Raw genomic sequence first — 24064 nt, 5'->3', positions numbered from 1 at the left:
CTATGATAGATATGTTATAATTGCCCCCTATTTTTAGGGATTATCTTAAGCTTGCGAGCGTAGAGATAAGGGTGCAATAGAGAGCGAGATTTTTGGAGAATGTAAGATGAATAGTGATCAATATAAGACGATAACCGCAATGAGTGAGGATGAATTTGTCATCTCGCGAAGCCGTTTTATCACTTTTGCCTTACCGGTGACCTCTGAAGAAGAGATTGATGCACTACTCGATGAATATCGCAAACGTTATAACGACTCTCGCCATGTCTGCTACGCTTATGTTTTAGGGGAGCGTTATGAGCATTATCGTGCAAATGATGATGGCGAACCTTCGGGATCTGCCGGCAGACCGATTCTTGGACAAATTCGCTCCTTCGAGTTAACCAATGTTTTAGTGATCGTAGTTCGTTATTTTGGGGGGATTAAGTTAGGCACCGGCGGATTAGTCTCTGCTTATCAAGAGGGGGCGCGCAATGCGCTACAGAGAGCCAATATTGTCACGAAAACGATAGGGCTCGATGTTACCTTTACCTTCGATTATCCGGCAACAAATGAGGTTAATCACGTTATCAATGATCTAAATGCAGCGAAAGTGGCCGAGAATTACGGTATCAATTGTGAGATGACTTTAAGTGTGCGTGCTAATGATTATCCCGCGCTTTTAGAGCGTTTAGAGAAGGTTGATACATTGGTCATCTCTCATAAGTGTGATCTGACTTAAGGAAGGTATGCTGAAGAGGAAGAATTTATGGTCGACTTAGATTTTAAGTTCCTTATACGCTTACATTTTTAGATTGATAGCATTTGGGGTCTTCCTTTTCAGTAAAGAAAGGGGCGCGCTAATCACTAATGGAGCCTAAAATCGACTAAAAGGGGATTGTGATCTGAGGCATCCGTCTTAATCACCTCGCTCTTCTCAAGTCGTAATCCGCGGTAGAAGACAAAATCGAGCGGAGAGTTGAAGAATGCTTTGCGATGATCATCATTAAAAATGACCGGCTTTAATCCCATTCTCCGTGTAAAAAGATAGAGGAGATGGCGTCTTTTTCGGCTCCAAGTGTTGAAATCGCCGGCAAAAATAACAGGACCATTATGGTTAATCACATGTTCTGCAATCGATTGGATCTGCTCCCGGTAGATCTTGACCCCTAAACTGAAGTTGACTGAGTGGACATTCACCACCATCAAAAGTCGCTTATCATAGAGAGGATAGACCGTTACTAGCGCTGATTTTGCCAATCGTAAAAAGGGCTCAGTTGTTCGAAAAGGTCGGGTATAGAGTGGGTAGCTTGAGGCGAGCGTCATAACGCCGTAAGCATCTTTTGTAATCTCAATTGCCGGCACTTGATCACCGACTAAGAAGTGTTTTTTAGAGAATTGAATCAACTCTTCAGAGGCTTTTGCTTCTTGCAGTAAGATGAGATCTCGATCTTTACCATACTCTGTCAAAAGTGGCAGCCAATTGAGTTTTTGTTGTTTATAGATATTCCAAACCATTACCGTAAGGCGATTATCTTTTGAGAAGGGATAGAAACGATCGAGGCGCGTCTCTCCATGAAGAGTCTCTTTCCCATTTTGCTGAGCGGTAAACCGAAATAGATGATTTTTGTGATTTGCCATAATTGAATCGTTAATCGTCGTTAGAGTAAGGTTGAAGTTACAGTCATTGAGATCTTAATGCACCAACTGAATTTATTTAATCGATAAATCTATAAATCTATAAATCTATAAATCTATCTATAAATATAGAGTGAGTATCGACTATTTAGACTTGTATCTCAATAATAAGCCTCTCAATATATAAATATTGAACCTAAATATTGAGCCTAAATATCGAATGTAAACTTAAAGTTCTAATATAAAATTTTACACGAAGTGATAAATGATGGGAAATATTTACCAAAATAGCGCTTCTATGATGTGATTATTGATGACGCCTGATAACTATTGATGATTAATCGCTTTAATTAAATAGTTTTAATCAATAGTTTAATCAATAATTTAATCAGCTGTGTTATCTCTCTTCCGGCATGATGACCTTATTGCATCTTTATAGGTATCTTTATAGATATCTTTATTGCCCTCTAAAGGGGTGGTCAATGCTCTTTAGGGATAAAAGAAGGGATCATTCGGCAGACTCTCTATTTTTGATATATCTCGACTTTATTGGGGTTTATATTGCAATATATTCTTATAAAATTATCTAATTTTAATTAATAATTGATTCGCTTTATCCTTATCTCTCCGTTAATTTATTTATCAATCGGGATAAAATATTATGAAAGCGGTAATGTTTGATGTATTGTTGTAGTGTTTGTGTAGTTTAAAAGATGAAACGAAATAACGCTCGCCTAAAAGAGGCGATATAAAAATATTAAAGTGACGTACTAAAAATGGAGGAAGACCTATGTCTGTCGAATCATCATCAGATAGAAAGATTAAAAAGATTCTAGTCGCGAACCGTTCCGAGATAGCTATTCGTATTATTCGTGCTGCTGCGGAGTTAGGGATTAAGACCGTTGGAATTTATGCGGAGCAGGATCGTCGATCTGCACATCGATTTAATGCTGATGAGAGTTACGTAGTAGGCCGTGGGAAATTACCCTTAGAGGCTTATCTTGATATTGATGATATTATCCGTATCGCAAAAGAGACCAATACCGATGCAATCCATCCTGGTTATGGCTTCCTAGCGGAGAATCCTGACTTTGCGAAAGCTTGCCGGGAAAATGGAATTATCTTTATAGGTCCTTCATATGATGTGTTAAATACTTTAGGTAACAAAGTTGCTGCGCGAAATGCTGCGATTTCAGCAGGTGTTCCGGTAATGCCGGCATCAGAAGCACTACCTCGAGATGAAGAGTCGATCAAGCGTATCGCAAAAGAGATTGGTTATCCGGTCATGCTCAAAGCGAGCTGGGGCGGTGGCGGTCGTGGTATGCGTGCAATCTATGATGAATCGACACTGATGGATTCTGTGCGTGAAGCAAGAGGAGAAGCATTAGCTGCTTTTGGTAATGATGAGGTCTATTTTGAGAAGTTAATTGAACGCGCGCGCCACGTTGAAGTTCAGCTTCTTGGGGATCAGCATGGCAATATTGTCCACCTTTGGGAGCGAGATTGTTCTGTACAGAGACGTCATCAGAAGGTTGTTGAGCGTGCGCCGGCACCCTATCTCTCGCAAGAGAAGCGAGAGGAGATATGTGAAAGCGCATTGAAATTGGGGCGAGCTGTTCAATATAGTAATGCCGGAACAGTTGAGTTTTTGATGGATGCCGATACCGAGCAATTCTACTTTATTGAGGTTAATCCTCGTATTCAGGTAGAGCACACCGTTACAGAAGAGGTGACGGGTGTTGATCTAGTAAAAGCACAAATTCAGGTCGCAGAAGGAGCGAGAATCGGCTCATCAGAGATGGTCGTTCCGCCACAAGCTGATATTAAGTTGAAGGGAAGTGCTTTACAATGCCGTGTTACAACGGAAGATCCTGCAAATAACTTCCTCCCAGGAACAGGAACGATTATTGCTTATCGTTCTCCTGCTGGATTTGGTATCCGTCTTGATGGGGGAACAGCTTACTCAGGTGCCGTTATTTCACCCTACTATGATTCGCTCTTAGTGAAGGTGACCACTTGGGGGAATAATGATCTTGAAGCGATTGAGCGTATGGATCGAGCATTGCGTGAATTCCGCATTAGAGGCGTCTCTACTAACCTCTCCTTTGTTGAAAATGTCATTAATCACCCGAAATTTATTGCTGGTGATTATACAACGAAATTTATTGATCAAAATCCAGAGCTTTTCGATCTGAAAGAGCGTCAAGATCGATCAAACTCTATTCTGAAATTTTTGGGAGATGTGGCAGTTAATGGTCATCCTGAATTGGAAGGAAGAGCAATCCCTAAACATTTTATCAAGCCGATATTACCGCAGTTAGAGCGAGGAGAGCGCGCACCTGTTAAAGGCTCTCGTGATCTTCTTTTAGAGTTGGGTCCTAAAGGATTTTCTGATTGGATGCGTGAGCAGAAAGAGATTCTAATTACCGACACAACAATGCGTGATGCGCATCAATCGCTCTTTGCCACAAGAATGCGTTCTCAAGATCTTTGGGATATTGCCCCTTATTATGCCGAGTTAATGCCCGAACTCTTCTCTTTAGAGTGCTGGGGTGGCGCAACATTTGATGTGTCGATGCGCTTTTTAAATGAAGATCCTTGGGAGCGATTAGTTCGTCTAAGAGAGATGATTCCAGGAACACTCTTCCAGATGCTCTTAAGGGGTGTCAATGGTGTTGGTTATACCAGTTACCCCGATAATGTCATTCAATATTTTGTGAAGCAAGCGGCTGAAAAAGGGATTGATCTCTTCCGTATCTTCGATTCACTCAATATTGTGGATAATATGCGCGTTTCGATCGATAGCGTCTTAGAGTCAGGAAAGTTAGTTGAGGGAACGATCTGTTACACGGCGGATCTCTTCGATGCAAAACGACCTAAATATCATCTCAACTACTATGTGAAGTTAGCAAAAGCGTTAGAGAAAGCGGGTGCGCATATTATCGGTATTAAAGATATGGCGGGTGTTTGTCGTCCTGAAGCGGCGAAAGCATTAGTTAAAGCATTGAAAGAGGAGATCGAATTACCCATCCATTTCCATACGCATGACACATCAGGTATGTCAGCGGCTTCTGTTTTAGCTGCTATTGAAGCGGGAGTGGATGCTGTTGATACGGCGATGGATAGCCTCTCAGGTTTAACGAGTCAACCTCCGATGGGATCGATTATCCATGCGTTAAAAGGGAGTGAGCGCGAATCAAGAATTGATGTTGATGCGATGCATCAGATCTCTACTTATTGGGAAGGTGTGCGCTCAATTTATGCGCCTTTTGAATCGACACTACGATCTGGTACTTCAGATGTTTATAACCATGAGATGCCGGGTGGACAATATACTAACTTAAGAGAGCAGGCGCGATCAATGGGGCTAGAGCCGCGTTGGAACGAGGTCTCTAAAGCTTATGCCGAAGTCAATCAGCTCTTAGGGGATATTGTGAAGGTTACCCCTAGCTCTAAAGTTGTGGGTGATATGGCTTTAATGATGGTCACTCAAGATATTAAAGCTGAAGATGTATTAGATCCTAATCGTGAAATTGCATTCCCACAATCTGTCGTTGGGCTTTTAAAGGGTGAGTTGGGAATTCCTGAAGGTGGTTTCCCTGAAGATATTACCAAGAAAGTCTTAAAAGATGAGAAACCGATTGAGGGGCGTCCGGGGGCGCATCTCCCACCTGTTGATCTTGTTGCTGAAAAAGAGAATTTGGAAGCGGCATTGGGTTATGAGGTTTCAGAGACGGATCTCGCTTCTTACCTGATGTATCCTACAGTGTTTAAGGAGTTTAAAGCGCATCAAGAGAAGTATGGCAATGTCTCTAATATTCCTTCGAAGATCTTCTTCTATGGACCAGAGAAAGATACTTATCATACAGTCTCTCTAGAGCAAGGAAAGGATCTCCTAATTAAGCTATTAGCGATCTCTCTTCCTGATGCTACAGGTCACTGTAATGTCTTCTTCGAACTCAATGGTGAGATTAGAGCATTCTCAATTCCTAAAAATGAGTTAACGTCTGATCTACCTTTAAGAGAGAAGCGTGAGAAGGGAAATCCTTACCATGTTGCGGCGATGATGCCGGGCGTTGTTGGTACAGTTCATGTTAAGGTGGGCGATATTGTGAAGGAGGGAGATGCGATTGTAACGCTAGAAGCGATGAAGATGGAGACAACCATCCGTGCAGAAGCGTCAGGTGCGATCGAGCGGGTACTTGTAGCAAAAGGTGACGTGGTAGAAGCGGAAGATCTTCTTGTTGAGATCGATCAATAGATACTCTCCAATCTATTTTCTGAATTAATGAAGTGACCGGTCATAGCGATCGGTTAATAATTCAAAAGAGAGGGCAGCTCTTTTAAAGAGAGCTGCCTTTTTGTTTGAGTGGTTACTATTTTTTCTCAATCCTATTTCCCCTATCGTTGTGATGGTAAAATAATGTTAAAGTTTAGGAGAAAGTTAAAGGATTGATCCACTTCTACTTGAACGATAAGTTGTTGAGGTATTGATAGTTAACAATTAACAATTAACAACCAACAACCAATAACTAACAAATTAACAATTCACAATTAATAGTTAATCACTTAGGGACTTAAGCCTTTACACTTAAGTCTCTAAATGAGTGAAGCGAGCTTCTTTTTTAAGCTCTTTTATAATGACTGGAAATAGAAGGATATTAGATATGAAATCGATGATGAGAGTCGCTCTGTTATCTTGTGCAGTGATGTTTCTTGCGGCATGTGCTGTAACACCGGCAGAGAAGGCGGCGGAAGCAAAGGAGCAAGCAGCACAGATGTTAGATACGCAGGTGGCGTTAGCTTCACAATGTAGTCCACAAGCAGCAGAGCTGATGAAAGAGATGCCTAATGTCGCTCATTTAACTGCAGCTGAGCGTAAAGTTTTTGAAGCAAAATATGTTGCAGCTGTCAATAATCCACTCTTCCAATCGTGTTATAACATGGCATGGAAAGATTATCGTGAAGAGAATCAGATGCAAGCAGAGCAGATGGCCGCTTGGGCAAATGCCGATGCAGCATGGGATAATGGTATGTTCTTTGATGGACCTTTCGCTTGGGGCGCTTGGGGATATTAATGGTTGAGTGATAAGCGCGAATGAGGCTTATGAGTTATTGCTATTCTTGTTGATGGTTCTTGATAGCTTGGTAACTCTTGGCGATTATTAAGCCTCAGATATGATAAGCAGAAAAGGGGAGCTAATAGAGGCTCCCCTTTATATATTTGAATAATATTTGAATAATATTTGAATGCAGACATGAATCTCTTCTCTATTGAATCTGATGTGAGCATAATTGATATTTGCTATTTAAAGCTCACTCATGATTGAGTTTAATGAGCTCCAAATTGCGCTTCTTTGAGAATCACTAAAGGATCAACCTTGGGGTTCTCCTCTTCAGCGGTAACAGCTATAACGGTGAGTTGATCGCCATCTCGTTTTAAACGCTGCCAGGTATAGAGTTTCTCTGGGGCAGTGATGGTGTAATAGATCTCATCTAATTGAGGAATAACTTCAAGTAGCTCGACAGATGTTCCTTCTGGCGCGCCCTTAATCAACTTTTCACTATAATTCTCTAATGAATCCTTCGCCTCATCAGCTGTGAGGTGACTGCCTGTTACCATGACGGTGATATCATGGCGATTAGAGTATTGTGCTAAAAGTGTGCCGGCGGGTGCTTGGGTAGAGTCGATATTTTTATAGCTATTATCAAGATAGAGTGTGGCAACACCCTGTTTTGCAATAATCTTCTCTTCTGAAAGAGGTTTGAAACGATCATAGATCATAAAGATAATTACAACCGCAATAATAGCGATAATAGAGGCTTTTTTATTAGTCACAATCTACCATGTCCTTATTTGATAAACTCATTGAAAGAGCGTTGAGAGGGGTAAAGTTACCGAAAATAAGGCTATAAAGCAACTACTATGAATGCTCTGGAGCAGGATTAAGCCGATTCCTTCTTAAAAGAAGCGAACTCTTTTAATCCTTCTTATCGCTCTTTTGCTGCGCTTCTTCTACTTGTTTTTGATCATTTGGCATTCGACCGGCAAAATTTTAGGTGGCTTATCGATGGGTGCTGACTTTTTAGGTGGATTAAGATGCCAGTTGATCTGATCATTGACCCAATTTTGTAGATCTTGATTACAGCCATCACCTACAGGTATCGGTGCTTGAGGGATGCAATGTTCGCTACCTTTAGGGCATTGTAGGCGGATATGAAAGTGAGAATCATGGCCAAACCAAGGGCGTAATTTTTGTAGCCAGCTTCGATCTTCTTCACTTTGACAGAGTGCTGCTTTAATAACGGGATTGATAAAGATTCGCTCTGTTTGAGGGTCGGTTGCACTGTAGTAGAGTAGATCGCGGTAGAAGGGGCGCCAATGTTGATTGAGTTCCCCTTTTTTAGGGTTGACGACGGAGGGTGTTACCAGTGTTTCAATCAGCGATTCTGGAAGTGGTTCATTACGATCTTCAAACCAGATATCAATATCTAGCCCAGTTTGATGGCTTGCATGACCAAAGTTAGCAGGACCGCCTCTTGGCTGAGAGATATCGCCAAAGATGAGAATCTGATTTTCGCTCAATGCCCAGCGATCGATTTTTGCGATAAAATCTGCCATTTCTGGCGCACCATAGTGTCGATTACGACTAGGTCTTACCTGTTGATAGCTCAATCCTATGGTGGGAATCGTGACTGCGCCATCGATACATCCATTGGCATAGCTTCCTAAAATGACCGTCTGCTCATTGTTGCTAGGAGAGGCGATCGTATGCCATGCATGAGCAATGGAGTGGCTGATGAGTAGAAATGTCACAGCCAAAATAACTTTAGATAAAGTTTTAGATTGTTTAAGAAGTAGATGTATCTGTTGTTGGTGTTGTCGATTTTGTATCGATAGGCATAAGGTCTCTACGGTAAGAGAAGCAGGGAAGGGCTTCATAAAACTTCTCCTCTTGAGCGGGAAATAAGATCAAGGATATCATTAGATCACTATCGAGTTTATCGCAGATAATAAAAAAGCCTAGATTTTTCGATCTAGGCTCTCTAATAATGGCGGAATGGACGGGATTCGAACCCGCGACCCCCTGCGTGACAGGCAGGTATTCTAACCAGCTGAACTACCACTCCGAGATTAGAATTGCTACTCTTAATAGCTTTGTTAAATAGATCAGATTCAAAGTGAATATAGATCACATTTAACAACTTAAAATATGGCGGAATGGACGGGATTCGAACCCGCGACCCCCTGCGTGACAGGCAGGTATTCTAACCAGCTGAACTACCACTCCGTGTTAGATTGTGATATGAAGTTACTTGTTTTCAGTGATACGATTTAATCGTAAGATTTTTATCGCAATTTTTACAACTCTATTTATAACTTCTTTTACAAAGGATTATTCTAATCACTCTTTGAGAAAGATGCAACTCTTTACAATAATTTATTGTAGCTCGAATTGTAAATAATGAATTGTAAATAATGAATTGTAAAACGTAAAACTAATAACTTCATATTTTAAATTAGTGGCGGAATGGACGGGATTCGAACCCGCGACCCCCTGCGTGACAGGCAGGTATTCTAACCAGCTGAACTACCACTCCGCTATACTTGTCTTTGAGCTTCCTCTTAAACAAGGATTGCTATTATACGAAATAAAATTCATTTGTCATCTTTATTTTAGGGTTTGTTTAATAATAGCGCAGGATAGAGGGTTTTAATCTTATTTGATCACTTGATTGATGGTCAGAAAATCATGATACAATCGAATAATGGTGCTTTTTACATCCCTTCGATGTTGGAGTGATCTTTTAATTCTTTTATTAAATAAGAGGAAAGGTAATGAAGTTGAGTAGATGGAGAGAGAGATGGAGTCAAATCGCCGTTGCTGGATTACTAGGAAGTAGTATTGCAATGGTGGGTATGGCAACAGAGACATTGAATATTACACCACTATCGAAAGAGCATGATGTAAAGGTGGTGTTAGATCAAGAGGCGCATCACTTCTCAGTACACGGTGGTTGCAATATATTGATGGGGCAGGTTTATCTTAAAGATAATGGTGCCTTTAGAGTGAAAGAGGGGCGAGCAGGAGCCGCTTTAGCATCAACGATGATGGCGTGTGATCCTGAACTACAAAAGCTTGATGAGCGGATCTCACAATTTATGATCTCTACACCTAAAATGGTCAGAGAGGGAGATGCTCTCTATTTAGTGGGAACGGTGCCGGGTGAAAAGGTCTCTCATTATCTTCCTGTTGAGTTAGATCAAGGAAAATATCTCGATATCAAAGCAAAGCTTTACGAGCGCGTTTTTTACTATATCTCTGCAGAACGTACTCCTTGTGAAGAGCAAGAAGCAGGGTGTTTGCAGGTAAGAGAAGATAAAAATAGTGAGTGGGAGATATATACTGGGGAGATTGAAGGATTTACGCCGGTTGAGAATTATGAGTATCGTCTTCGCTTAAAAGAGTATCAATCAGAGGATGGCGCTGCGAAGCATGTTTTAGATATGATTGTAGAGCAAGGGGAGGTGGTTCCCGTTGGTCACCCATCAGCAGATGACTCTAACACTCAGCAATAGTGGTTTTTTAAGTCAATAGAAAGAGAGAGATTTCCAGTAGTTTTTAAATTCTGGTAATTCTCTCTCTTTTTATTTTTGTTCTTCTAATTTTTAAAGTTGTGTATCGACATCTGAGAGAAGGCGTTATTGATTTTAGCTTCTCTTCTTTTTCCGTTAGAGCCAACCTTTGCGTTTAAAGAGGAGGTAGGGGGCGATTCCAGAGAGAATCATTGCACCGATAGAGAGGGGATAGCTAATCGCGTAATTGAGTTCTGGCATCGGGAAGTTCATTCCGTAGATACTTGCAATGAGTGTTGGTGGGAGAAAGACAACAGATGCAATTGAGAAGATCTTGATAATTCGACTCTGTTCAAGAGAGATCTTTCCGGTAGCCGCATCGAGCAGGAAGTTCACTTTGTCGAAGAGAAAGGTGGTATGCCCTGTTAATGACTCGAGATCCTGTAAAATCTCTCTGACATCATTTTTTTGCTGTTCGCTAAGAAGTTGGGTTCTCATTAGGAAGGAGAATGAGCGACGCGTATCCATCAGAGAGAGGCGTGCTTTACCATTCATATCTTCTTGAAGGGCAATATTTTGAAGAACCTCCTCCATTGTTGGCTCTTTGTCGCTCTCATCATCTTGAGATTCTAAGCGGCGGCGTTTTTCTCCCTTCTTCTCTTTTTTATTATCATCTTTCTCATCAAGCGCTAAAACATAAGGGCTTGTATTTTCAAGTTCGGCATAGATTCGTTCTAAAACATCGGCAACATGCTCAATAGCCGTTTCATGTAGTCCAATTAAGATATTCATCACATCAACTTTGCCATTCGTTAACTCTAGTTGAACCTGTCTTGCACGAAGGCGATAGAGTCTAAATGCGGAGAGATCCTCTTCATGGATCGTAAAGAGGCGATTGTTCTTAATTGAGAATGCCACCGTGATGTTGCGCGCACTATTATCAAAATCATTCAGAAAGAAGCTGTGAACATGTAGCCCATCTTCATCCTCATAAAAACGAGCGGAAGCCTCGATATCTTTGATTTCAGCTTTCTCTGGAAGCTCAAGTTTAAAATGTTCTTCAACAAGGCTACGCTCCTCATCTGTGGGATCAACGAGATCGATCCAGATCATCTCATCTCTAAAGTCATTCTGATTTTGAATTGAGATTTGGTGTAAGCGATTCTCTGTGAGAACAAATCCTGAAATCATATCTAAATAGCTCCTTTCTGCTGTTTGATTTGGGTGTAAATTTAATTTAATAATCCCTTTTTTAGTCGCCGATATTATCGGTGAGTGATTGGTCAATGCTCGACAAATGGTCGGTGACGACTCGATAGAGTGGTCGATAGCTCTTCGATAGGCTCTCTTTGTGCTTTTTAATAGCCCTATCTGATCAGTGGCATTGTAATAGTGGTACTTAATAGAGGCATTTAATAGAGATATTTAAGTGGCGTTTAAAGCTTATTTAAATTCCACATAAATTGTTTTTAAAGAGGCTTTTAGCGAGAATCTAACGATAACTAAAAAGGGAAAGTGCATGCATTGTATCTGGAATTGACAATTCTTTGTAGTTTTATAGCAATACACTGATTTCTGCTATTTGAGTGCGCTATTTTGTTGATAGTGTCTCTTCTTTTATGACAATGACTCTTTTTTATTCAGATACTTGTCTTTGAGGATAGAATCCTCATATTAGGGACAGCTTAATGAGTATGAGTTGAGCATCTAATTTTACATTTTAAAGAGAGGCTCTAAAAAGATCTCTCCTCTCTTGAGTTGTGGTTGATATTGGTCGACTCGGTCGGAAAGATGAGAGTCGTTGGGCCGGTAGAGAAGAAAATTATTAGAAAAGTCTTGCATTTATTTTTAAATATTATATAAGCATGCAGAGAAAATAATATTTGCTGTTTAGAAGGAGTTTAGCGATGTCTAACGATTATGATGATGATTTATTAGATGACGAGGATATCATTGAAGAAGATGTTCCTGATGTCAGTGATGTAAAGGGCAGTAAATCCCAAGCATGGAGAAGTATTGAGGCGATTCGAGAAGAGCGAGCACTTCAGAAGAAGCTTGCTAAAGAGTTTGATCTCGACAGTTTCGATGATCTACTTCTTGATGATGATCTCGATGAACTTTAATAAGCTTTAGTAAGTTTTAGTGAGCCTTAATGGTTCTAATCAGTCTTTACTAAGATTTTAAAACGTTGGGTTTTTAGATGTTAGAGTTTTAACTTTAGGTGTTGTAAATCACTTTAGTTGAGATGTTTGGGACGAGAGAGCAATATTCGCAACATTTTCATTGTATAATGTTGTACATTATTCAATAGATAAATGGGAGATAGTCATGACAAAAGAGAAATTAACTGAGACAGAAGCTCAAGAAAATAGAGAAGAGATGATTGTAGAAGATGAGATCCTCGAAGAGGCTCAAGATGAAAATGCTACCGATGTCGCTGATGAGATTGAGACATTAAAAGCGGAAAAAGAAGCGCTATATGATCAATATATCCGTGCGGTAGCCGAAGCACAAAATATTACAAGACGTGCAGAGATTGATGTCGCTAATGCACATAAATATGCACTCGATAAATTTGTAAAAGACCTTCTTCCTATTATTGATGCGATGGAATTAGAGATGAAGGCGGTTGATGAGAACTCATCTGAAGAGTTGAAACGTTTCAGAGAGGGATCACAATTGATGTATAAGATGCTCCTTGGGGTTTGTGAAAAATATGGTGTCAAACAGATCAGACCAGAAGGGGAGAAACTCAATCCAGAACTTCATCAGGCAATCTCAATGATTCCTCATGATGGATATGAGACTAATCAGATCATTACGGTCGCACAAAATGGTTATCTATTAAATGACCGACTCATTAGAGCCGCGCAAGTAATTGTTGCAAAATAAAAAGCGCGTTTCTTTGATTTAGTACACTAGTAAAAGATAACAAGTTGATTTATCATTGACGGGTATTGAATCATTCAAATTATAAAAATGGCTTGTATTTTCTAGGAGCAGATCGTGCAAAATCAGCAGTCAGATAAGTTTACATTTTCGTTACTAACTATATTAGCATCGCTATCATTATTGACAATTGTCGTGGTATTAGTGATCTCATTTGTAAAATTTATTAGTAACAATACTGATATTAACGGTAAACCATTTAATGATAGAGAGCTCGTAGCGGAGCGTTTAACACCCTATGGGCGTGTCAATACAGGGAATTTAGTATCGGATGTCGTAAAGGCTAAAGCTCCTCAAGATGTATATGCCGCACTCTGTGCAAGCTGTCATGATACAGGGCTTAATGATGCCCCGTTAACAGGGGATAACTCTGCTTGGGCATCAAGATTTAGTGAAAGAGGTCTTGATGGACTTCACACAAGTGCGATTAAAGGTCGTAACTTGATGCCAGCGAAAGGGGGCGACCCACGCTTAACAGATGAAGAGGTGATCAACACTGTAGACTTCATGTTAGCGAAGAGCGGTATCGAAGTTGCTGCTAATGATCCCGCTGAAGATATCGTCGCTGAAGAGAGCGCAACTGATGCAGTAGTAGGAGAGCCAGAAGTGAAGGCTGTTGAAACAGAAGATGCAGAGCTTGTGGAAAAAGAAGCGATTGAACAAGAAGCTGTAGAGAGTGAAGCTGCAGAGAAAAAAGAGTAAACTTCTATCGCAGAGATATGTGGATAGGAGAAATCCCGTACCACATATGTCATAATAGTATGTTGTAATGGACGGGTATGAGACTATAGATCATACCCGTTATCTTTTTTAGGAGAAAATATTATGCGATTTTTACACACAATGATTCGAGTAACGGATCTAGAGCAGTCGATCAAGTTTTTCACTGAAATTTTAGGATTGAAAGAGACTCGTCGAAAAGAGTATCCGCAGTGGGAATGCACACTCGTTTACTTAGCTTGTGAAGGGCAGGATGTTGAGATTGAATTGACCTACAATTGGGATTCTAAAGAGGAGTATGGCATTGGTCGTGCTTTTGGACACTTAGCCTTTGAGGTTGATGATATCTATGAAGTGTGTCAGCGTGCTATGGATGCCGGCATCGAAATCAATGTTCCTCCAAGAGATGGTTGGATGGCTTTCTTTAGAACGCCAGATGATATCTCGATCGAGTTACTTCAAAAAGGTGAGCCAAAAGCACCGGCGGCTCCTTGGAAAGATATGGAGAATGTAGGCTGGTGGTAAGTTAATCCCAAAATAGTTCATAGTTCAATTGATAGCTGAACATGAGCTATCAATTGGATTTGGAATTATTTAGATAAGAATAAAAAATAAAGGATGTTACTGAATGAATAAATACCCCATGACTAAAGCGGGCGCAGAAGCGCTTCGTCGTGAATTAGATGAACTTAAACAAGTGCAAAGACCTCGAGTTATTGAAGCGATTGCAACAGCAAGGGAGCATGGAGATCTCAAAGAGAATGCGGAATACCATGCAGCAAGAGAAGAGCAGAGTTTTATCGAAGGGCGTATTGCCGATTTTGAAGCAAGATTGGCAAATGCACAGGTAATTGATATTACAGAGATCCCTAATAGTGGTAAAATAATCTTTGGCGTAACGGTAACGCTTTTTGATCTTTCAGAAGATAAAGAGGTGACTTACCAGATCGTAGGTGAACATGAAGCAGATGTGAAGAAGAATAAGCTCTCGATCGCATCACCTATTGCAAGAGCATTGATCGGAAAAGAGGTTGATGATCTGATTGTGATTAAAACACCTGGCGGTGATCGCGAATATGAAGTGATCAGCGTTGAGCATATTTAAGAGAGTTTTAAGAGAGTTCATATATTTTTATATGAGTTATATGAGTTATATGAGCTTCATCGAAGATCTTAATAGAGCGCTTAAATCGTTGTGCCGATAAGGCGTAGTGTCTAGGCGAATTCTATCAATACTCATCAATAGATAGCAGGAAGAAGAATTATGCAAGCATTGACAGCAAACCCAGTGGCGAAGTGGATTATTATCTTAATTTTAGTGCTGGGTGTTGTCTTCTTCCATGGCTTTTTAGTTCCAGCATTGGGCGCGATGATTATCACTTTTGTGACATGGCGTCCTTACTCAGATTTAGTGCGGTTTTGCAGGGGAAATACGATGATCTCGGCCTCCCTTGCGACCGCTTTTATTGTTTTAGTGATCATCATTCCCTTCTTTTGGTTGGTCCATTATCTCTACGGTGAGGTGATTCTTCTGCGCGCTTGGTTAATTGAAGCGAATACCTTTGGAATCCCAACGCCCAATTGGGTCTTAAATCTCCCCTATGGTGATCAGATCAATACTTACTGGATGACCTACCTCGGAACGCCTAATGGAATTCATGATTTCTTTGCCGAGATCGGTTTGGCCAAATTAGGGTATCTCGCAACAGTCACTCGCTCTGTTACAAAGAGTTTTAGTGCTTTAGGCTTTACGATCCTCTTTATGATGATTATTCTCTTCTTCTGTTATAAAGATGGTCGACGTTTTAGTCGGCAGCTTGATAAGGTAGGAGAACGAGTTTTCCCGGGAAGATGGAAAAGAATTTCTCGAATTGTTCCCACTTTAGTGAGTTCAACCGTTTCTGGAATGGTGATTATTGCTATCGGAGAGGGGATTGTTTTTGGTATTGTCTATTACTTTGTTGGCGCACCTATGCCGGTCACATTGGGGATTATTACCGGTATTTTCGCTCTCATTCCAGGAGGTGCTCCCCTCTCGATGACGATGGTCTCCCTCTATTTAGCTGGAACTGGGGAGTATACACATGGAATTATCCTCTTCTGTTGGGGGGGGATGCAGCTCTTTATTGTCGATAAGACGATTCGTCCTCGGTTAGTGGGTGGATCTGTTAAACTTCCTTTCTTACCAACGATTTTAGGGTTGGTAGGGGGTGTTAAGACAATGGGGATTATCGGACTCTTTATTGGGCCTGTTGTGATGGCATTACTTGTTGCTCTTTGGCGCGAATGGGTGCATGAAGAGACCTTAATAAGCCAAAATATTCAAGATCATCAATCATCAGACTAGCCATTATAAGATTAATAGTTGTGATATCAGTAATCGCAAGATCAGTAATCGTAAGGGAAACATTGTAAGAGGCGTAATCGCAAGTCAATCATTATCCTGTTTATCTTATTGGTTAAGATGGTTGGTTAAGATTTTCGATAAAATTATTAGGTAAGGTTATTGATCAATATCTTTCTTCCTTCCTCAACTTTTTTATTGGATGAAGAATGCTCTTAAAGAGAGGAGTTTAAGATTCTCTTAAGGTTCATTGTGTCTACTTCTTGTTTAGATGAGTTTATACTAAGTTAGAAATCATCATTATCAAATCTTATAAATATTACAAATATTACAAATATTATTGATCCAGATGAATCCTGGATTCTTATAGGATCAATTTTAAGATGAACCAATTCAATACCACTCAATTAGATGGGAACTTGTAGATGTTAAGCGCATATAGATCGGTTGTCGTTGCATTATTATGGAGTACTCTCTTACTCATATTACCTACTTCTGCATGGGCAAAAGTGACTCATGTAGAGTTAACTGAGGTCTTATTAGAAGATAAGTATGAAGAGATCTACGCAGTGGGTGTTCTCTATCCTTATCAAGAAGCAATGATTCGCCCTGAAGCTGCAGGGCGTATTGTTAAAATCGCTTTTAAAGAGGGAGAGAGTGTTGAAGAGGGCGATCTTCTTATCGAACTTGATTCTGCGATTGAAGCTGCTGAATTGAAGGAGCGAGAAGCGAAACGTCAATTGGCTAAACAGAATTTAGATCGATTACTAGCCGCTCGCGGTGGGTCGACTGCGCAAGCTCGAGATATTGCGCAAGCAGAGTATGAGCAAGCGGTCGCTAATGAGGAGATCTCACGAGCCAAATATGAACGTCGTTTTATCTATGCCCCCTTTAGTGGTACGGTGGGCTTAAAGAGTGTTGAGGTAGGGGATTATGTCCAAGCGGGGGCCGATCTTGTCCGACTTTTAAATATTGATCTACTCCGTTTAGAGTTTAATATTCCTGAGCGTGTCGCCCATGTGGTAGAGAAGGGGCAAAATGTTCATTTTACGGTGGATAATTATCCCAACCGACTCTTTACAGGGGAAGTCTATGCCGTAAGCCCCGAAATTGAGCAGAAAGGTCGTTCTTTAACGGTATTAGCGAGCTTTCATAATGAAGATCAAACCTTGATTGCCGGCTCCTTTGCGCGACTCAATCTTCTCGTTCCTCTCAATTACAAAGTGATTATTATTCCGGAAGAGTCGATCTTTGCCTCTGAAGGCTCTCAATTTGTCTATCGCGCGAAAGCGAGTGATGAAGCGGGAGTCTATATCGCTGAATTGGTACCAGTAGAGATTGGTGAACGTTCCGCTTTTAGTGTAGAGATTCTTTCAGGACTGCAGCCTGATGATGTTGTTGTTAAAGCGGGGCAGATTCGTCTAAAAGAGGGATCAAAGATGAAGGATGCCTCGGGAGCGACTTTTCAGCAGTTAGGTGATGCGCAATATAAGGCTTTAGAAACCGACGAGCTTGGGGTGGAAAAATCATCCGAAACAAGATCCGAAACAAGATCCGTTCAGTCAGCAACAGCAGGAGAGTAAGAGAATGAAGTTATCTGATACCTCCATTAAACGTCCTGTCTTTGCGATTGTTATCAACATCCTCTTAATTCTATTAGGTTTGATCGGCTTAGATCGCATCTCGATTCGAGAGTATCCCGATATTGATGTGCCGATAATTAGTATTCGAACGAGTTATCAGGGAGCAAGTCCTGAGATTGTTGAAACTCAGGTCACAAAAGTGATTGAGGATGCGGTCACTAGTATTGATGGTATCGACTTTATTCAATCTGACTCCCGCCGAGGATTCTCCTCGATCAATATTACCTTCAATCCCACTAAAAATATTGAGGAAGCGGCCAATGATGTGCGAGATCGTGTTGCTCGAGCAAAACGTGGGCTACCCGATGAGGTGGATGACCCTATTATTCAAAAGAGTGATTCTGATGCCGACCCGGTAGTGATTTTAGCGCTCTCAAGTGATCAATATAATGCGATTGAATTGACAAAGATGATCGAAACGATTGTCCAGCCGCAGATTGAGTTATTGGAAGGGGTTGCCAATGTGACACTTTGGGGTGGGCGAGAACCGGTGATGCGTGTCTGGATCGATCCACAAAAATTAGCGATTCTCGATGTGACGGTCAGTGATGTGGAAGCTGCACTTCGCGCACAGAATGTGGAGATTCCAGCAGGAACCATTAAGAGTTCTACTCAAGAGTTCTCAATTGTTGCGCGGACCGATCTCAATCAAGTGGAAGAGTTTCGCAATATCATTATTAAAGTTGCCGATAATGCCGCAGAGGAGAATCGTCCGATTGTCCGGTTAAGTGATGTGGCATTAGTGGAGTTAGGTGGTGTTGATGAAACTTCTCGTCCGCGTCTTAATGGAAAGCCGGGGGTAGGGGTTGCGGTTATTAAACAGTCAGTTGCGAATCCTTTAACATTATCAGCTGATATTCGTGCGCTTCTACCACAGCTTCAAGAATCACTTCCTGGAGATGTGGAGATCGCTATAACCTCAGATTCATCGGTCTTTATCAATAAGTCATTAAGCTCCGTTTACAATACGATTGTAGAGGCACTGCTATTCGTTGGAGTGATTATCTTTCTCTTTTTGCGAGATTGGCGTGCAACACTGATACCGATGGTAACGGTACCGATCTCTCTGATCGGAACGCTCTTTGCGATGTATCTTCTTAACTATTCGATCAACACCTTAACGCTCCTAGCCTTTGTTCTAGCGATCGGTTTAGTGGTCGATGATGCGATTGTGATGTTAGAGAATATCCATCGCCATATTGCTGAAGGATTATCTCCGATAGAAGCTGCTTTTAAAGGATCAAATGAGATCGGTTTTGCCATTATTGCAATGACGATTACGCTTGCGGCAGTTTTTCTACCGCTCACCTTTACTCAGGGAAGAATCGGGCAGCTTTTTGTGGAGTTTGCCGTAACGCTCTCCATTACGGTCTTAATTTCAGGGTTTACGGCATTAACCCTCTCCCCGATGATGTGTTCCCGTCTTCTCAAGCCAGAAAGTAGTAGTCAGAAAAAGGGTGTTATTGGGAGCTTTTTTGCATCCATTTCACAATGGATCGAGTCTCTATTAGAGGGGATGACCCAATTTTATGGGCGTATTCTCCGTCTCTGTCTGCAATTTCGCTATCTTGTTTTAGTGGGAATGGTCGCCTGTTTAGGGGGCGCTTATCTCTTCTATCAAATGTTACCGCAGGAACTTTCGCCGACAGAAGATCGGGGAATGATCCGTGTAGCAGCGATTACGCCGGAAGGGGCAACGGTTGATTTTACCGATCGCTATTTTTCTGAAGTTGAGGAGTATCTCCTCGATAACTTAGATGATGGGACAGTGGTCTATGCGATCTCTGGAATCTCAATGGGGGCTTTAGGCTTTGTTACTCTACCGGATTGGGATGATCGAGAGGAATCACAGATGGAGATCACCTCGCGACTCAATCGAGGGTTTCAAGATATTGCTCTCGGTTTGCGCGTTTTTGCCAGTAATCCCCAATCGTTAGGGCAGAGAGGGGATTCAAAAGATGTTCAGATTGTGATTCGTTCGAATGAGAGCTTTCAAAAACTCGATCAGCAGGTCACAGAGATTATGGAGCGAATGCGAGAAAATGACCTTCTAATCTCTCCTGATAATGATCTTCGAATGAATACGCCACAATTAGAGGTAGCAGTTGATCGTGAGAAGCTAGCGCTTTTAGGGATCGATGTCTCTGTTGTTGGTAGAACGTTAGAGTCGGCTTTAGGGGGGCGCAATGTCACTCGTTTTAAGGAAGGGGCAGAGCAGTACGATGTGATGGTACAGGTCGATCCCCAAAAACGGAGTCAGCCAAGAGATCTAGAAGGGATCTATGTTCGTTCAAAATATGGTGAAATGGTACCGCTCTCCAATATTGTGACGGTAACGGAGACTATTGCGCCCCAAAATTTACGTCACTTTAATAAGCTCCGTTCTGTGACGATCTCTGCCAACTTGCAATCAGGTGTTTCACAAGGTGAGGGAATTGCGCTTGTCGAAGAGATTATCCGTGAGGTGATCCCTGATGCTATGCTCGATTATCAAGGTTCATCAAGAGAATTTTTAGAGTCAGGTTCTTCGATGATCTTTATATTCGTTATGGCACTACTCTTTATCTATCTTGTGCTAGCGGCACAATTTGAGTCATGGATCGACCCTTTTATTATTCTTCTCTCTGTTCCTTTAGCGGGATTTGGTGCTCTTGGTGCGCTCTATCTCTCTGGTGGATCGATCAATATCTATAGTCAGATCGGTCTTGTCACACTGGTCGGGTTGATTACAAAGCATGGTATTTTAATTGTTGAGTTTGCCAATCAGATTCGAGCAACCGGTATCTCAAAGAGAGAGGCGATTGTTGAAGCCGCAACGTTACGACTTCGTCCGATCTTAATGACAACTGGCGCAATGGTTTTAGGTTCAGTGCCGCTTGCGCTCTCTGTAGGGGCAGGAGCTGAATCGAGATCAGCGATCGGTTGGGTTATCGTTGGGGGGATGAGTATTGGAACACTCCTAACTTTAATTGTCGTGCCGGTGATCTATCTCTTTATTGGTGGGAGAAAAAGAGAATCTGCGCAGATGCCCCAATTTCAGGTACAATAAATTCTTTGTCATCAATGAGAAGATAGGTTGTCCAATGATTGTGCGCTATTTAGGGCTCGCTCCTTATCAAGAGGTTTATGAGGAGATGAAGCATTTTACAGAGAGTCGAACTGAAGAGACCCCCGATGAATTATGGGTTGTGGAGCATCCTCCTGTCTATACGCAAGGGCAAAACGGGAAGCCGGAACATATTTTAAATCCGGCGATGATTCCTATTGTTCAGGTCGATCGTGGTGGGCAGGTCACCTATCATGGTCCCGGGCAGCTTGTAGTCTATACTTTGATCGATTTTAAAAAGAGAGGTTGCGGTGTTCGCTCATTGATTCGTGCTCTAGAGAATGCTGTGATCGCAACTTTAGCCGATTATGGGATCGAAGGAAGCGGAGATGTCTCAGCGCCAGGTGTCTATGTGGATGGAAAAAAGATTGCCGCATTAGGATTACGTATTCGAAAGGGCTCGGTCTATCATGGATTGAGTCTTAATGTCGCGATGGATTTGACACCATTTTCCGGGATCAATCCGTGTGGATATCAGGGGCTTGAGGTGATTCAGATGATCGATTTTATTCCTACAATTTCGTTGTCAGAAGTCACCGAGCATCTGGTAGGTCATCTAGAGTACTATCTCGATCCGTTACAGTTGCAACAGAGTATCACTGATAGAGGATTACTTATAAAAGAGGGAAGTGATCCCTCTCTATGAGCTTCATGATCTTCATGATCTCTATGAGTTTCATGATCTCTATAGCTATTTTTTAGGATAAGGAAGGAGTTTAAAAATTGGTGGTTGAAGAGCGAGACTCGCAAGCTTTTAGCTGGAAGCGAGCATTAAAGGTGACCTCACCTGTTGCGATGGGATATGCGCCGGCAGGGATGGCATTTGGTGTTTTAGCGAGTGTTGCCGGCATTCCTTGGTGGATGTCGATCTTGATCTCTATTGTGGTCTTCTCTGGAGCTGCACAATATGCGGCAATTCCCTTAATCTCTACCGGCGCGGGATTACTCAATATTAGCGTTAATACCTTAGTCATCAATTTACGCCATGTTTTCTATGCACTTCCCTTAGTGGATATTCTCCCTAAAAATCCTCTAAAACGTGCATACTGTCTCTTCTGTTTAACAGATGAGTGTTTTTCGGTGATGACGAGTCTCACAAAAGAGGAGCAACGAGGGCTCTTTCCAAAAATCTCTCTTTTAGTCCATGGTTACTGGGTATTGGCTACAATTGTAGGGATCATTGCCGGAGAAGAGCTTGCGCAATTGATTCCTAACCTAGAGTTTGCATTGCCGGCACTCTTTGTTATTTTATGGTTCGAACAGATGCGAAGTAAGCGGATTTGGTGGCCTTCATTGATTGCGGTAGGACTCTATCTATTGATGCTATTGATTGCTCCTAAATATGTCTTAATCTTAACACTACTCTTTGCGGTTCTCTTCATTCTTCTACGCGCAGCACTTCAATCAAAAAGGGAGAGTATCTAAATGGGAAATATGACGATAAGTGCGCTAATCATTGCGATTATTGCAATGGGGGTCATCACCTTTATTTTACGTGCATTTCCAACATTTGTGCCTAAGCGTATTCTCGATTCCCATCTATTGCGTTATCTCAATTACGCTCTTCCATTGAGTGTGATGGCGGTCTTAATTATCCATAGTATGGAGATCGATTTTTTCGCACCTGATCTCTCGGCAATTATCGCTAAAATATTAGCGCTCCTGCTGGTATTGGCAAGTTATGCTCGCTGGCGTAATGTCTTTTTGAGTGTGATTGTCGGTGTGGCGGCGCTCAATGGATTTATCTATCTCTTTTCGCTGATCTAAGCGTATCGCTATTCTGTCGGGTATTCGGGCAAAATTTGGAAAGATTCAATCGCCCGGATTACCTCTAATACTTCTGGATTTTCCCCTTTTCCCCCTAAATTGATGGCATGGGGATTATTTGCGGTGGGAATCACGCCGGCATAGTGAGCGTCACTTCCTAAAAAGAGTCCAATTAGTGGGCGATCTTGTGTATTGGCAAGATGTGCAAAACCGGTATCTACCGCGATAATGAGCGTTGCCTGTGAGAGAATCAATCCGGCCTCAGCAATAGAGACTTTTGGCATTAATATTGCACCAGGAATCTCCTCTGCCAGTCGCTCTGCACGTGCTTTTTCACGCTCATTTCCCCAAAAGAGAATAGAGGCGATCCCCTGTTCATCGAGCCAATTCCCAATAGAGATCCAGCGCTCTTCGGGCCACTCTTTATTTTCTGCACTCGTGCCATGAATGAGGGCGGCAAAAGGGCGGTCAGGTGTTAAAGGAGATCGGGTCTCCCAATGTTGAATGCCGAAGTCAACCGGCGTATCGATTTTGTAATGGAAGATGCCGGCAAAGAGTTGCCGATTCCGTTCAATTGCTGTTAAGCCTTTATCCACTCTAATCCCATGTTGATAAAAACGGGCAGCAAAAGGATCTCGTATCGATTCTTTTGCGTAGCTATAGGTTGGGATCTTTCCTTTTTGAGCGGCGATTTTGGTGATAATAGCGCTCTTAATCAGACCTTGGCAATCGACGATTAGATCCCACTTACATTGGCGTAAAGCGCTTTTGAATGTGGTGAACTCTTGCCATGTTTCTCGTCTTAAGGGATGCTTCTTCCAACGGCGACTGCCAAAAACAATCACCTCTTTTGTCATAGGATGCATCTTTGCGATATCGACAAAGGACTCTTCTACAACCCAGGTGATCTCATATTGATTGGGACACGCTCTTGAAAGATCAGTTAATGCTGGGAAGGTATGGATCAGATCTCCCATAGAGGAGGTTTTCACTAAGAGTAGCTTCTTCATACGATTGCTTTTAATTCCTTTGTGCAATTGATCGGTCATTGACCAAGTACGATTACCATAGCCTAATATTACCGAGGCTTTATGGTGATCGATAATGGTCATCAATAGTGGGTGATGATTTTACCATGAAGCGGCGCATCATTCGGGAGATTATATCAAGTTATCGTCAAAAGAGATGATGGCTAAAATTAAAAGAGATCACCTCTTTTCAAAGAGAATAACACCTGCTACATTGAAGGATAAGAAGAATAATGCTCAGGCTCAGCGAAGCTGTCTAATGGCGCTACGAAAAGGGTCTATAAAAAAGGGTCTATAAAAAAGGGGCTATGA

At 41.7% G+C, this 24064-nt stretch carries 20 protein-coding genes and 3 tRNA genes; 15 read left to right on the top strand and 8 right to left on the bottom strand.

What is annotated here, in order from left to right; translation table 11 throughout:
* Positions 1-106: 106 nt before the first annotated feature.
* Positions 107-721 (top strand): IMPACT family protein, encoded by a 615-nt coding sequence (locus DC082_RS03845; RefSeq protein WP_109235824.1) that lies wholly within the window; start codon positions 107-109, stop codon positions 719-721.
* A 125-nt stretch (positions 722-846) separates the two neighbouring features.
* On the opposite strand, the gene DC082_RS03840 is transcribed toward DC082_RS03845, so the two are convergent.
* Positions 847-1635 carry an endonuclease/exonuclease/phosphatase family protein gene (locus DC082_RS03840; RefSeq protein WP_268245777.1) on the bottom strand — a complete coding sequence of 263 codons (789 nt, stop codon included), beginning with the start codon at positions 1633-1635 and terminating at the stop codon, positions 847-849.
* Positions 1636-2407: 772 nt separating this feature from the next.
* Here DC082_RS03840 and DC082_RS03835 point away from each other — a divergent pair.
* Together DC082_RS03835 and DC082_RS03830 are read left to right on the top strand one after the other, a co-directional pair.
* Complete coding sequence (locus DC082_RS03835; RefSeq protein WP_109235822.1) at positions 2408-5878, top strand: pyruvate carboxylase; 3471 nt, start codon at positions 2408-2410, stop codon at positions 5876-5878.
* Between the two features lie 406 nt (positions 5879-6284).
* Complete coding sequence (locus tag DC082_RS03830) at positions 6285-6695, top strand: hypothetical protein (protein WP_229821569.1); 411 nt, start codon at positions 6285-6287, stop codon at positions 6693-6695.
* Positions 6696-6949: 254 nt separating this feature from the next.
* On the opposite strand, the gene DC082_RS03825 is transcribed toward DC082_RS03830, so the two are convergent.
* The 5 genes from DC082_RS03825 to DC082_RS03805 all read right to left on the bottom strand — a co-directional run bounded on the left by DC082_RS03825 (position 6950) and on the right by DC082_RS03805 (position 9219).
* Positions 6950-7456, bottom strand: a complete 507-nt coding sequence (locus tag DC082_RS03825) for a hypothetical protein (RefSeq protein ID WP_109235821.1) — start codon at positions 7454-7456, stop codon at positions 6950-6952.
* A gap of 177 nt (positions 7457-7633) precedes the next feature.
* Positions 7634-8560, bottom strand: coding sequence for a penicillin-insensitive murein endopeptidase (gene mepA, locus DC082_RS03820; RefSeq protein WP_109235820.1), 927 nt, complete (start codon positions 8558-8560; stop codon positions 7634-7636).
* Positions 8561-8671: 111 nt separating this feature from the next.
* Positions 8672-8748: transfer RNA gene (locus DC082_RS03815), tRNA-Asp, on the bottom strand.
* 84 nt (positions 8749-8832) lie between these two features.
* Positions 8833-8909, bottom strand: a tRNA-Asp gene (locus DC082_RS03810).
* Positions 8910-9142: 233 nt separating this feature from the next.
* Positions 9143-9219 (bottom strand) — tRNA-Asp (locus DC082_RS03805).
* A gap of 238 nt (positions 9220-9457) precedes the next feature.
* Here DC082_RS03805 and DC082_RS03800 point away from each other — a divergent pair.
* The gene (locus DC082_RS03800; RefSeq protein ID WP_109235819.1) at positions 9458-10198 is read left to right on the top strand and encodes a DUF4377 domain-containing protein; all 741 of its coding nucleotides are present in this window, start codon (positions 9458-9460) and stop codon (positions 10196-10198) included.
* Between the two features lie 153 nt (positions 10199-10351).
* Here DC082_RS03800 and corA read toward each other — a convergent pair whose 3' ends face one another.
* Positions 10352-11386: a magnesium/cobalt transporter CorA gene (gene corA, locus DC082_RS03795; RefSeq protein WP_109235818.1), complete on the bottom strand. Its 1035-nt coding sequence runs from the start codon at positions 11384-11386 to the stop codon at positions 10352-10354.
* Between the two features lie 716 nt (positions 11387-12102).
* On the opposite strand from corA, the gene DC082_RS03790 reads away from it, so the two are divergent.
* From DC082_RS03790 to DC082_RS03740, 11 genes are all read left to right on the top strand, one after another.
* Complete coding sequence (locus tag DC082_RS03790) at positions 12103-12318, top strand: PA3496 family putative envelope integrity protein (RefSeq protein ID WP_094566981.1); 216 nt, start codon at positions 12103-12105, stop codon at positions 12316-12318.
* Positions 12319-12523: 205 nt separating this feature from the next.
* Complete coding sequence (gene grpE, locus DC082_RS03785; RefSeq protein ID WP_094566982.1) at positions 12524-13087, top strand: nucleotide exchange factor GrpE; 564 nt, start codon at positions 12524-12526, stop codon at positions 13085-13087.
* A 114-nt stretch (positions 13088-13201) separates the two neighbouring features.
* Positions 13202-13846, top strand: coding sequence for a c-type cytochrome (locus DC082_RS03780; protein ID WP_157957398.1), 645 nt, complete (start codon positions 13202-13204; stop codon positions 13844-13846).
* Between the two features lie 123 nt (positions 13847-13969).
* Positions 13970-14389, top strand: coding sequence for a VOC family protein (locus tag DC082_RS03775; protein WP_094566984.1), 420 nt, complete (start codon positions 13970-13972; stop codon positions 14387-14389).
* A gap of 103 nt (positions 14390-14492) precedes the next feature.
* Entirely contained in the window at positions 14493-14969 is a 477-nt protein-coding gene (gene greA, locus DC082_RS03770) for a transcription elongation factor GreA (RefSeq protein WP_094566985.1), read from the top strand.
* A 159-nt stretch (positions 14970-15128) separates the two neighbouring features.
* Positions 15129-16211 carry an AI-2E family transporter gene (locus tag DC082_RS03765; RefSeq protein WP_109235816.1) on the top strand — a complete coding sequence of 361 codons (1083 nt, stop codon included), beginning with the start codon at positions 15129-15131 and terminating at the stop codon, positions 16209-16211.
* A 422-nt stretch (positions 16212-16633) separates the two neighbouring features.
* Positions 16634-17791, top strand: coding sequence for an efflux RND transporter periplasmic adaptor subunit (locus DC082_RS03760; RefSeq protein WP_109235815.1), 1158 nt, complete (start codon positions 16634-16636; stop codon positions 17789-17791).
* Positions 17792-17795: 4 nt separating this feature from the next.
* On the top strand, positions 17796-20900 hold the full coding sequence (locus DC082_RS03755; RefSeq protein ID WP_109235814.1) for an efflux RND transporter permease subunit: 3105 nt from the start codon (positions 17796-17798) through the stop codon (positions 20898-20900).
* A 34-nt stretch (positions 20901-20934) separates the two neighbouring features.
* A complete protein-coding gene (gene lipB, locus DC082_RS03750) occupies positions 20935-21603 on the top strand; it encodes a lipoyl(octanoyl) transferase LipB (RefSeq protein ID WP_109235813.1) in 669 nt (222 codons plus the stop codon).
* Between the two features lie 80 nt (positions 21604-21683).
* On the top strand, positions 21684-22382 hold the full coding sequence (locus DC082_RS03745) for an AzlC family ABC transporter permease (RefSeq protein WP_229821567.1): 699 nt from the start codon (positions 21684-21686) through the stop codon (positions 22380-22382).
* The gene (locus DC082_RS03740; protein WP_229821566.1) at positions 22383-22724 is read left to right on the top strand and encodes an AzlD domain-containing protein; all 342 of its coding nucleotides are present in this window, start codon (positions 22383-22385) and stop codon (positions 22722-22724) included.
* Between the two features lie 8 nt (positions 22725-22732).
* On the opposite strand, the gene waaC is transcribed toward DC082_RS03740, so the two are convergent.
* Positions 22733-23734 (bottom strand): lipopolysaccharide heptosyltransferase I, encoded by a 1002-nt coding sequence (waaC, locus tag DC082_RS03735; RefSeq protein ID WP_157957397.1) that lies wholly within the window; start codon positions 23732-23734, stop codon positions 22733-22735.
* Positions 23735-24064: the final 330 nt, after the last annotated feature.

This window comes from Ignatzschineria indica (genome assembly GCF_003121925.1).
Lineage (GTDB): Bacteria > Pseudomonadota > Gammaproteobacteria > Cardiobacteriales > Wohlfahrtiimonadaceae > Ignatzschineria > Ignatzschineria indica.
This window is presented reverse-complemented; position numbering and strand designations above follow the sequence as displayed.